The 10,460-nt window shown below is 56.3% G+C and carries 8 protein-coding genes; 7 read left to right on the top strand and 1 reads right to left on the bottom strand.

The features are described from left to right. From QJQ48_RS16135 to QJQ48_RS16145, 3 genes are all read left to right on the top strand, one after another. Entirely contained in the window at positions 1-285 is a 285-nt protein-coding gene (locus tag QJQ48_RS16135; RefSeq protein WP_346292267.1) for an RNA-binding regulator, read from the top strand. Positions 286-432: 147 nt separating this feature from the next. Further along, positions 433-1,950: a YcjF family protein gene (locus QJQ48_RS16140; RefSeq protein ID WP_346292268.1), complete on the top strand. Its 1,518-nt coding sequence runs from the start codon at positions 433-435 to the stop codon at positions 1,948-1,950. Positions 1,951-2,115: 165 nt separating this feature from the next. Continuing rightward, positions 2,116-3,006, top strand: coding sequence for a sulfotransferase domain-containing protein (locus QJQ48_RS16145; RefSeq protein ID WP_346292269.1), 891 nt, complete (start codon positions 2,116-2,118; stop codon positions 3,004-3,006). An 8-nt stretch (positions 3,007-3,014) separates the two neighbouring features. Here QJQ48_RS16145 and QJQ48_RS16150 read toward each other — a convergent pair whose 3' ends face one another. Then, complete coding sequence (locus tag QJQ48_RS16150; protein ID WP_346292270.1) at positions 3,015-3,233, bottom strand: hypothetical protein; 219 nt, start codon at positions 3,231-3,233, stop codon at positions 3,015-3,017. Between the two features lie 61 nt (positions 3,234-3,294). On the opposite strand from QJQ48_RS16150, the gene QJQ48_RS16155 reads away from it, so the two are divergent. The 4 genes from QJQ48_RS16155 to QJQ48_RS16170 form a co-directional block, all read left to right on the top strand. Further along, on the top strand, positions 3,295-4,284 hold the full coding sequence (locus tag QJQ48_RS16155; protein WP_346292271.1) for an ABC transporter ATP-binding protein: 990 nt from the start codon (positions 3,295-3,297) through the stop codon (positions 4,282-4,284). Next, on the top strand, positions 4,285-5,094 hold the full coding sequence (locus tag QJQ48_RS16160) for an alpha/beta fold hydrolase (protein ID WP_346292272.1): 810 nt from the start codon (positions 4,285-4,287) through the stop codon (positions 5,092-5,094). 180 nt (positions 5,095-5,274) lie between these two features. Then, a complete protein-coding gene (locus QJQ48_RS16165) occupies positions 5,275-7,443 on the top strand; it encodes an AAA-like domain-containing protein (RefSeq protein ID WP_346292273.1) in 2,169 nt (722 codons plus the stop codon). Between the two features lie 56 nt (positions 7,444-7,499). Further along, positions 7,500-10,460, top strand: a 2,961-nt coding sequence (locus QJQ48_RS16170; protein WP_346292274.1) for an AAA-like domain-containing protein, incomplete at its 3' end; no start/stop codon positions are given.

Genomic DNA, 10,460 nt, shown 5'->3' on the forward strand with positions numbered 1-10,460 from the left:
ATGACGATTTACGTTGGCAACTTGTCTTTTCAGGCAAGTGAAGATGATTTAAGGGACGTCTTTACTGAATACGGTGAAGTTGTTCGCATTAGCTTACCCGTAGATCGAGAAACCGGTCGTAAGCGAGGGTTTGCGTTTGTAGAAATGGCGGACGAGTCAAAGGAAGACTTAGCTATTTCTGAACTAGATGGAGCCGAGTGGTTGGGACGGGAGCTGCGCGTCAATAAAGCGAAGCCTCGCGAAAACAATCGCAGCTCTAGCTTCTCTAGAAACCCCTTGCCTTAGACTCTAAAGCTAGCTCAGTTGCTAGTAAATAGCTGACTGTCTGAACCCGTGGGATGTTAACTCAGTTGAGGTTCCCATCAGATGACAAAATTTCAGCGAATTGACTAAGCCGCGGCGCTGCTGCGGCTTTTGTGTTAGATCTGGGAAATGACGCGCTGGCTCCGTTTTCTGCTGATTGCAATTAGCATCCTCCTGGTTTTGGGGATGCTAATTTGGCTAGTAGAAGCTTTTTCTCGGCTCTATTACGGCATCGCGCTGTGGTCGCCCCTGCTGGCTAACTTAGTGGTGTGGGCCTTGCTGCTGCTGTTGCTGCTAGCGCTGGGCGGCACGCTCTATTACAGCTATTTATTTTTGCGGCCAAAGCGACGGCGATCGCCCCCCATAGCGCCCCCTCGCACCAAAACAGAAGCCGCTCAGGTTTCGCTCCAGGCGGTTCAACAGCAGGTTGCTCAAATTCAGGATCAGGTAGCGCGGCAGGCTATCTTAGCGCGATCGCAGGCCATTTCTGCGTCCCTGAACCAGGGCGAACTGCATATTGTGGTTTTTGGCACTGGCTCAGCCGGTAAAACCTCGATTGTCAATGCCCTGCTAGGGGAAAGGGTGGGCCAAGTGGGAGCACCGATGGGCACGACCGCCGTGGGTGCTACCTACCGCCTAGCCGTTCCCACCAGCGACTGGCAGGTCTTACTGACCGATACCCCTGGCCTATTGGAAGCCGGAGTCGCCGGGACGGAGCGAGAGCAGCAGGCGAAGCAGCTCGCCACCGAGGCCAACTTGCTGCTGTTTGTAATTGATGACGATCTGCGCCAGTCGGAATTTGAGCTATTGCGATCGCTGGCAGCCATCGGTAAGCGATCCTTGCTGGTGTTCAACAAAATCGATCGCTACCCGGAAGCTGATTTAGCTCAGCTCTTGGCCCGGCTGCGCCAGCGGCTGCGCGGTACTATTGCCCCGGATGACCTCATTCCAGTTGCCGCCAATCCCCAATCTTTTCGGCTAGAAGATGGGACACTCTGGCAGCCTGAACCAGAGATTTGGCCGTTGCTACAGCGCCTAGCGGCTTTACTGCGGCAAGAGGGGGCGATTCTGATTGCTGACAATATCCTGCTGCAGGCCCAGCGGCTGAGTGAAGAAGCGCGGCAGCTAATTGCCCAGCAGCGACAGGCCCAGGCTGACGCGGTGATTGATCGCTACCAGTGGCTAGGGGCCGGGGCGATCGCGGCCATGCCCCTGCCCGGAATTGACCTGCTGGCGACGGCGGCAGTCAACGCCCAAATGGTGGTGGAACTGGGCCGGGTCTATGGCTGTGAGGTAACGCTGGCAGAAGGGAAAGAACTGGCTTTCTCCCTAGCAAAGACCCTGACCAGCTTGGGCATTGTCAAGGGCGCTATGCAGCTACTCTCAGTGGGAATGCAGGTTAATATCGCTACGGCCCTGGCCAGCCGGGCCATCCAGGGCGCTAGTGCCGCCTATCTCACCCGAATTGCCGGCAAAAGCTTTGTCGAATATTTTCGGCAAAACCAGGACTGGGGCGATGGCGGCATCGGTGAAGTAGTGCAGCAGCAATTTCAGCTCAACCGCCGCGATGCCTTTATCAAAGCCTTCGTGCAGGAAGCGATCGCTAAGGTAGTCGCGCCTCTGCGAGAGAGTCCAGAAGAACCGTAGAAAACGTATTAGCTGGAGCAAATTAGACCAGATCTGGGGGGCGATCGCATCAGTTGGGCAGTAGCGCATAAACCGGGGCGCGGCTCCCCGGCTTGAGGCTGTATTTTAGAGATCTTCAGTCCTGCCAGGGAATGCTAGAGTTCAATTCTTGCCGGAGTGTGTCCTATGTCTTCAGCTTCAATGCCCAACTTTATTATTTTTGGCGCGATGAAGGCCGGATCAACTTCGCTCTGCAACTATCTGCGGCAGCACCCAGACGTTTACATCAGCCCCAAAAAAGAACCCAACTATTTTCTACCGCCAGACAGCTTTGATATCACCCAGCCGAAGCGGATTAAAACCCTAGAAGCCTATCAGCACTTTTTTCAGCGATCGCCCGCTAAGGTCCAAGACGAAAAAGCGATCGGTGAAGCCTCAGTGAGCTATCTATGCCATGAGCAATCGCCCCGGCTCATTCGCGCTGCTATTCCCGATGTCAAACTGATTGCGGTCCTCCGCAACCCGGTGAGCCGCGCCTATTCTCACTACCTGTTTCTCAGACGCAAAGAGCTGGAAACGGCTGCCACCTTTGCGGAGGCTTTAGAGGCGGATGAAAATCGCCCTCAGCCTTTTGGCTATTTTCAAAAAGGGCTTTACGGCCACTATTTGCAGAACTATTTCAGCTGCTTTGAGCGATCGCAAATTCGCATTTACCTATTTGACGACTTCAAGCAAGACACGCTGGCTCTCACCCAGGATATTTTTCGTTTTTTAGAGGTAGACCCCAGCTTTGCGCCGGAAACCTCAGCCAAAGATGCCGTTTCCGGCATTCCCCACAATCAAACTCTCTATAACTTTATTCACCAGCCCCACCCGCTTAAAAGCGCCATCAAGCCCTTTATACAGCCCTTTTTCTCGGCTGAGAAGCGGCGGGCGCTGTGGACCAAAGCGGTAGAAGCCAGTCTGAGTAAGCCCAAACTCGAAACTGACGTTAAACAACGGCTGCGTCAGCGCTACCGCAAGGATATTTTGCAGCTTCAAGCTTTGATCGATCGCGACCTGTCTGGCTGGCTGTAACTTACACGCTAGCGATCGGCCAGCGCCTGGGGAATTTCTGGGCTGGGTTGGTCAGCAGCCACAGACGGCAACGGCTCGGCAGATAGCGGTTTGCCGACTAAATCCTCCTGCGGAGCGGGCAGCATTTCGCCGCGAAAGTCTAAAATTTGTACCAGCAGGAGATAGCCGACTGCTAGCAGCAGAGACAGTACTCCTGTAATAATGGCAACAATCTTCGATCGCTCCATCGGTCTTAGTTAGCCCCTAGAATTTCTTTTCTAACCTACTCTAGCCTGACATCTATAAGTTATGAGCGAGGTTTCTACACTGCCAGCCGATGAGTCAACGGCCAGCGATCGCCCCTTGGTTGTCCAAACCAGCGGCCTCAAAAAGGTTTATCGTACGGGCTTCTGGCTGACACAGAAGGTTTCTTCTCTGCAAGACTGTTCCCTAGCCGTTTATCAGGGCGAAACCTTTGGCCTGTTGGGGCCAAATGGAGCAGGCAAGACCACGCTGCTCAAAATCTTGCTGGGAATTATTCGCCCCACGGCGGGCAAAGCCTTTTTGCTGCGGCAGCCAGTAGGCGATCGCGCCGTGAAGCAGCGGGTGGGCTATTTGCCAGAGAATGCCTATTTCTACGACTTCTTGACGGGTTGGGAATTTCTCAAATACACGGCAGGGCTGTTTGGCGTATCGCGCTCGGTGCAGCGGCAGCGGATTCCAGAACTGCTTGACCTGGTGGGGCTATCTCAGGCAGCGGCGAAGAAAAAGCAGCTACGTCAATATTCCAAGGGGATGCTGCAGCGGGTGGGCATGGCTCAGGCGCTGATCAACAATCCAGAAGTCGTGTTTTTAGATGAGCCGATGTCGGGGTTAGATCCTTTAGGTCGCTACCGCATCCGAGAGATTATTCTGTCGCTGAAGGCTCAGGGCAAAACCATTTTCTTTAATAGCCACGTCCTCTCAGATGTGGAGCTAATCTGCGATCGCATTGCCATTCTCGATCGCGGTGAGCTAGTCTGCAGCGGCAGCCTGGCTGAGCTGCTGGGCGATCCCAATCGCTACTTTGTCAAAGGCCGAGGCGGCAGTTTAGACGTGCTGAAAAAATGGATGACCAACCTAGAATTTCAGGGCGGCTACTGGCAGGGCTATCTGCAGGGAGAACCCTATGATTTTCTCTCCAGCGTGCGGCTGATGGGCGGCAAGATCGCCACGCTGCAGCTTTCGCGGCCCTCCCTAGAAGATTTCTTTGTCGAAAAGATTCGCCAGCGGCCTGACAGTCAGCGAGCTGAGAAGTAAATGGGGCTAGCGGTTCAGATTGCCGGATCAGGCACTCCCATTTTGTGTCTACACGGTCATCCCGGCAGCGGCCAGAGCATGAGCGTGTTTACCGGTCATCTCAGCCAGCGCTTTCAAACGTTGGCGCCTGATCTGCGGGGATATGGCACCAGCCAAGCGCGACAGCCTTTTGCGATGGCCGATCATCTCTCGGATTTGGTTGAGTTGCTAGACCAGCAGCAGATTGAGCGCTGTTGGATCTTAGGCTGGTCGCTGGGCGGCATTTTGGCAATGGAGCTGGCGCTGACCTATCCTGAGCGCGTTCAGGGCTTAATTTTAATTGCTACCGCCGCCCGCCCCCGCAGCAGCCATCCGCCTGTTACCTGGCAGGATAATCTGTATACGGGCATTGCCGCGATCGTCAACCGCTTCTTGCCGGCCTGGCAGTGGAATATTGACACGTTCGGCCAGCGATCGCTCTACCGCTACCTAATTCAGCAGCATACGGAGTTTGCCTATCGCAAGCTAGCTTTTGAGGGCTTGCCAGCCTTTTTGCAAACGTCTAAATTTGCGAACCAGGCGCTTAGGCAGGCGCTCAGGCAGGGCTACAACCGGCTGGAAGATTTGCATCAAATCGAAGTGCCTTGTCTGCTGCTGTTTGGGGAGTGCGATCGCCATATTACGCCCGCCTCTAGCCTAGAAACAGCCCAACATCTGCCGAACTGTGAGTATCACCGCTATGCTAACGTGGCCCACCTATTTCCCTGGGAAATTCCGCAGCGGGTTTTGCAAGATATCGATCGCTGGCTGCTGCCGCAGGTTTCAGGCTGAGCGCTGAGTATTCTTCAGCCTCGCAGACTGGTGTGTTACGGCTATGCCTAACAGCACCCTTATTGGCTCCATCTGCTTACAGGATTGGCAATTTGTATAGAAAAATATGTTGTTTGAGCTGCTTGATAAAAACTGGGCCTAAGATGAGGCAGACTTTACAACTTGCCGTTGTTTGCCTGAATGGGTGTCAAAAAGATTCTGGTCTTAGCGGCCAATCCTACCGACACAAGCCGCTTGCGCCTTGAAAAGGAAGTTAAAGAGATTCAGCGGAGCTGGGAGCGATCGCAGTTGCGCGATCGCTACGGGGTGCAAACCCAGTTTGCCGTCGATACGCGAGACTGGCGGCGATCGCTGCTGGATGAAAAGCCCCATATTCTGCACTTTTGTGGCCACGGTCTAGGCATAGAGGGGCTGGCGCTAGAAGATGATGAGACCGGAACGGCTAAGCTGCTAAGTACGGAGGCGATCGCGGGCCTGTTTGCCGTTTGCAAGAATCTAGAGTGCGTCGTGCTCAATGCCTGCTACAGCGACGTGCAGGCAGAGGCAATTCAGGCTCAGGGGGCGATCGTGATTGGTATGAACCAGGCGATCGGCGATGAAGCGGCACGGGAGTTTGCCGTGGGCTTTTATGACGGTCTGTTTGCCGGACTGGATTACCCAGAAGCGTTTCAGGTGGGGAGCAATGCGATTCTGGCGGCAGGGATACCGGAGCATTTGACGCCGGTGATCAAGGGGGGTGGTGAGGAACCGGCTCAGGGGGGCGATCGCGTTTTTATCAGCTACCGGGCCCAAGATCCAGATCAGGGCTTAGCCCAGACGTTTTATCAGGAGCTAATGGCGGCGGGACATCAGCCGTTTTTGGCCGGATCGAGTATCCAACTGGGGGAGCTGTGGGCCCAGCGAATTTTGCAGGAGCTAGAACGGAGCGACTATTTTTTGCTGCTGCTGTCGCCGCAGTCGGTGGTGAGCGAGATGGTGATGGCGGAGGTGCAGCGAGCCAAGGAACTGCAGGAAGAACGCAGCGAGCAGCGGCCCATCATTCTACCGATTCGAGTTAGCTTTCCGCTGGACTCACCGCTGACCTATGCCCTGCGGGGCTATCTCAACCGGATTCAGCAGCGCCAGTGGCAGTCTGCAGAAGATACATTGCCCCTGGTGCAGGAGGTGCTGCAGCTCATTGCCGCCGGCTCGGCCCCGCCAGCGGTGGAACCGCCAGAAAGCAGCCGCGTGTTTGTAGATGCGCCGGATCAGCCGCCGCTGCCGGTGGCCGAGCCAGAGCTAAAGCGAGAACCGGGCGGCTCGGTGCCGCTGACCTCTGGACTCTATGTGGAACGCTACAGCACGGATACCGGCAAGGCCAGCGTCACGATTGAGGCGGACTGTTTTGAGGAGATTTTGCAGCCGGGGGCGCTGATTCGGATTAAAGCGCCGCGCCAGATGGGCAAGACTTCTCTGATGGCGCGAATTTTGCACCATGCTCAGAGTCAGGGCTACCGGGCCATTCCGGTAAGCCTGCAGCGGGCCGATCGCCAGATGTTTACCGACCTCGATAAGCTGCTGCACTGGCTCTGCGGGCGAGTGGGGCGACGGCTGCAGCGCTTAGATGAGCTGAAGGATTACTGGGATGCCAGCATGGGGGTGAAAGATCGCTGCAATGACTATTTCTATGAGTGTCTGCTGAGCGACATTGAGGAACCGATTGTGCTGGCATTAGACGAGGTGGATCTGGTGTTTCCGCACCGGGAGGTAGCAGATGACTTTTTTGGGCTGCTGCGATCGTGGTATGAGGCGGCGCGCTATGGGGATATGGGCAGCGAGCTGTGGGAAAAGCTGCGGCTGGTGGTGGTGCATTCCACAGAAGCCTACGTGCCGCTGGAGATTAATCAGTCGCCGTTTAATGTGGGCAAGAATGTGGAGCTGCCGGAGCTAAAGGCAGAGCAGGTGCAAAACCTGGCCCATCGCTATGACCTGCCGCTGGGGGAGGCGGAGGTGAGTCAGCTTATGAACCTGGTGGGCGGCCACCCCTACCTGCTGCGCAAGGGCTTCTACCATCTGCGGCGGCAGGATCTAACGCTGGCGGCGCTGCTGGAGACGGGGCCAACGGAGGCGGGGATCTACAGCGATCATCTGCGGCGGCATTTGCTGAATCTCAAGCGCTATCCGGAGCTAGCCACGGCCTGCCGGGAGGTGGTACGGCGCAGTCGCCCGGTGGATTTGGAAGCGGATCTGGCCTTCAAGCTGGAGAGTATGGGGCTGATTCGGCTGCAGCGCAATGAGGCAACGCCGCGCAACAGTTTGTATCAGCAGTATTTTCGGGAGCATTTGCGCGGCGGACGAGTTGAGGGATAGGGGGCACAACAGGCCTAGACGGGAAACACAAGGAACGTTCTGAGGTGGGTTGAGATATGAATCCTGATGGCAGCTACAAATACCAGGTAGGCGGCAGTCTGGAGAAGAACGCGCCCACCTATGTGGAGCGGCAGGCAGATCGGGCCTTTTGTGCGGCGCTGCGGGCGGGGGAGTTTTGCTATGTGTTTAATTCCCGGCAGATGGGCAAGTCGAGTCTGCGAGTGCATACGATGCAGGCGCTGCAGGCAGGGGGGGTAGCCTGCGGCGTGATCGATATTACCTCGATTGGCAGTCAGGGAATTACGCCCGACCAGTGGTATCAGGGGGTGGTGCGGCGGCTGGCCCGTAGCTTTGGGGTGAAGGCGATGGGCTGGTGGCGAGAACATGCGGAGCTGTCGCCGGTGCAGCGGCTGGGAGAATTCATAGAAGAGGTGCTGCTGCAGGAGGTCACGACGCCGATGGTGATCTTCATCGACGAGATTGACAGCATTCTGCGGCTTGAGTTTAAGGATGACTTTTTTGCGTTGATTCGGGCCTGCTACAACCAGCGGGCAGAAAATTCGGATTATAAACGGCTGACGTTTGCCCTGCTGGGGGTGACAACGCCTTCTGACCTGATTCAGGACAAAAACCGGACGCCGTTTAATATCGGCCAGGCGATTGATCTGCATGGTTTTGAGCTGGAAGAGGTGGGGCCGCTGGCGGTGGGGCTGACAGCGGTGGCGGCAGCGCCTACTGAGGTAATGGCAGCAATTTTGAACTGGACGGGGGGACAGCCACTGCTAACCCAAAAACTCTGTCGGCTAGTCGTCAACGAGGCGCAGCCGATCGCGGTAGGAGAGGCCGAAACCGAGATTGCGTCTCTGGTAGAGCGGCGAATTTTAACTAACTGGGAAGCCCAAGACGAGCCAGAACATTTGCGCACCATCCGAGATCGGCTACTGCGAGATGAGCGCATGGCAGGGCGGCTGCTGGGGCTGTATCAGCAGATTTTGCGAGAGGGCAGCATCGTGGCAACGGGCGATCCGGCTCAGATCGAGCTACGGCTGTCGGGGCTGGTGGTGGAAGATCGGGGACGGCTGCGGGTGTATAACCCCATCTACGGGGCGGTGTTTGATCAGGCTTGGGTGCAGGGGCGACTGGCAGAGCTGCGGCCCTATGGCGAGGCCATTGCCGCCTGGATTGTCTCCGACTATACCGATGATTCGCGGCTGCTGGTGGGGCAGGCGCTGGAGGCGGCGCAGGCGTGGGCGATGGGCAAGAGTTTGGGGCAGGTGGACTATCGCTTTTTGACGGAGAGCGAGAAGCAGGATAAGCGCGCGATTCAGGCAGCGAATCAGATCCTCGCAGACGCCAACACCAAAGCGCGGCGACGGCTAGTTTTGAGCGGGGCGGGAGCGGGAATTGCCACGGTGATGGCCGGAATTGCGCTGTTTGGCTTCTTTGGAGCAGAGGCACAGCGAACTAAAGCAGAGGAAAAACTGGATTTGGCGGAGACGCAGCGAGCTGCGGTAGAGACCGAACGGGATGCGGTTGCAGCAGAAAGAGCGCAACTAAGTGAGGAGCTAGGAGCAGCCGAGAATGAAAAGATCGAGATTCAGCAGCAGGTGAAGGGACTGGAGGCGGAGAAGCAGACCCTGGCGGATGAGAAAGCAGAAATTGAGCAGCAGAGCGGAGAGGCCAGTCGGCAGCGGCAGCGAGCAGAGGTAGAACGGCAGGAGGCTCTAGCAGCGCAGCAGATCGCTTTAAGCCGGGCGCAGCGGGCGCAGCAAGATTATGCCGAAGCACAGCAAGCGGCTGAAACGGCGCAGCAACGGCGACAAGAGGCGGCTGCAGAAGTGGCAAAGGCCCAACAAGAGCAAGCAAAAGCTCAATTAGAGCAAGAGATTGCCCGCGAGGGGGGAAGGCTAGAGCGCCAAGGCAATGCCTTGATGCGTTTACAGCCGGTTAGGTTTAGAGAACTGGCAACTTTGATTAAAGCGATTGAGATCGGGGAGGGGTTGCAGGCGCTAATCAAACAAGCTGATTCGCCTAGCTCCTCTTTGAGCTTGAGTGACTACCCGGCAATTAGTCCGCTGCTTGCACTGCGAGTTGCCACGAACGCTGTTTCCCAGCGCACCAAGTTTGCCGGCGAGTTTCGAGCCTTCAGTGCCGATGGCCAGCGACTGGTGGCCTATTCCAGGAGCGACGAGACCACTTACCTCTATGACCTAGCGGGCAATCGGGTGGGGCAGTTTGCCGGCGAGTTTCGAGCCTTCAGTGCAGATGGCCAGCGACTGGTGGCCTATTCTTTGAGCGACGATACCACTTACCTCTATGACCTAGCGGGCAATCAGGTGAGGCAGTTTGCCGGCTATTTTCGAGCCTTCAGTGCAGATGGCCAGCGACTGGTGGCCTATTCTTTGAGCGACGATACCAATTACCTCCATGACCTAGCGGGCAATCGGGTGGGGCAGTTTGCCGGCGAGTTTCGAGACTTCAGTGCCGATGGCCAGCGACTGGTGGCCTATTCGGAGAGCGACGATACCAATTACCTCTATGACCTAGTGGGCAATCAGGTGGGGCAGTTTGCCGGCGAGTTTCGAGACTTCAGTGCCGATGGACAGCGACTGGTGGCCTATTCCAGAAGCGACGCTACCACTTACCTCTATGACCTCTCAAATAATGTTTTTTCGCAGTTCAAGTTCGATGACGTTGGTATGAGTCCTACGGGTAACCGACTGGTGGCCTATTCCAGGAGCGACGATACCACTTACCTCTATGACCTAGCGGGCAATCGGGTGGGGCAGTTTGCCGGCGAGTTTCGAGCCTTCAGTGCAGATGGCCAGCGACTGGTGGCCTATTCTTTGAGCGACGATACCACTTACCTCTATGACCTAGCGGGCAATCAGGTGAGGCAGTTTGCCGGCTATTTTCGAGCCTTCAGTGCAGATGGCCAGCGACTGGTGGCCTATTCTTTGAGCGACGATACCACTTACCTCTATGACCTAGCGGGCAATCAGGTGAGGCAGTTTGCC

It is taken from the genome of Sphaerothrix gracilis Ecp01 (genome assembly GCF_030405905.1).
Taxonomy (GTDB): domain Bacteria; phylum Cyanobacteriota; class Cyanobacteriia; order Phormidesmidales; family Phormidesmidaceae; genus Sphaerothrix; species Sphaerothrix gracilis.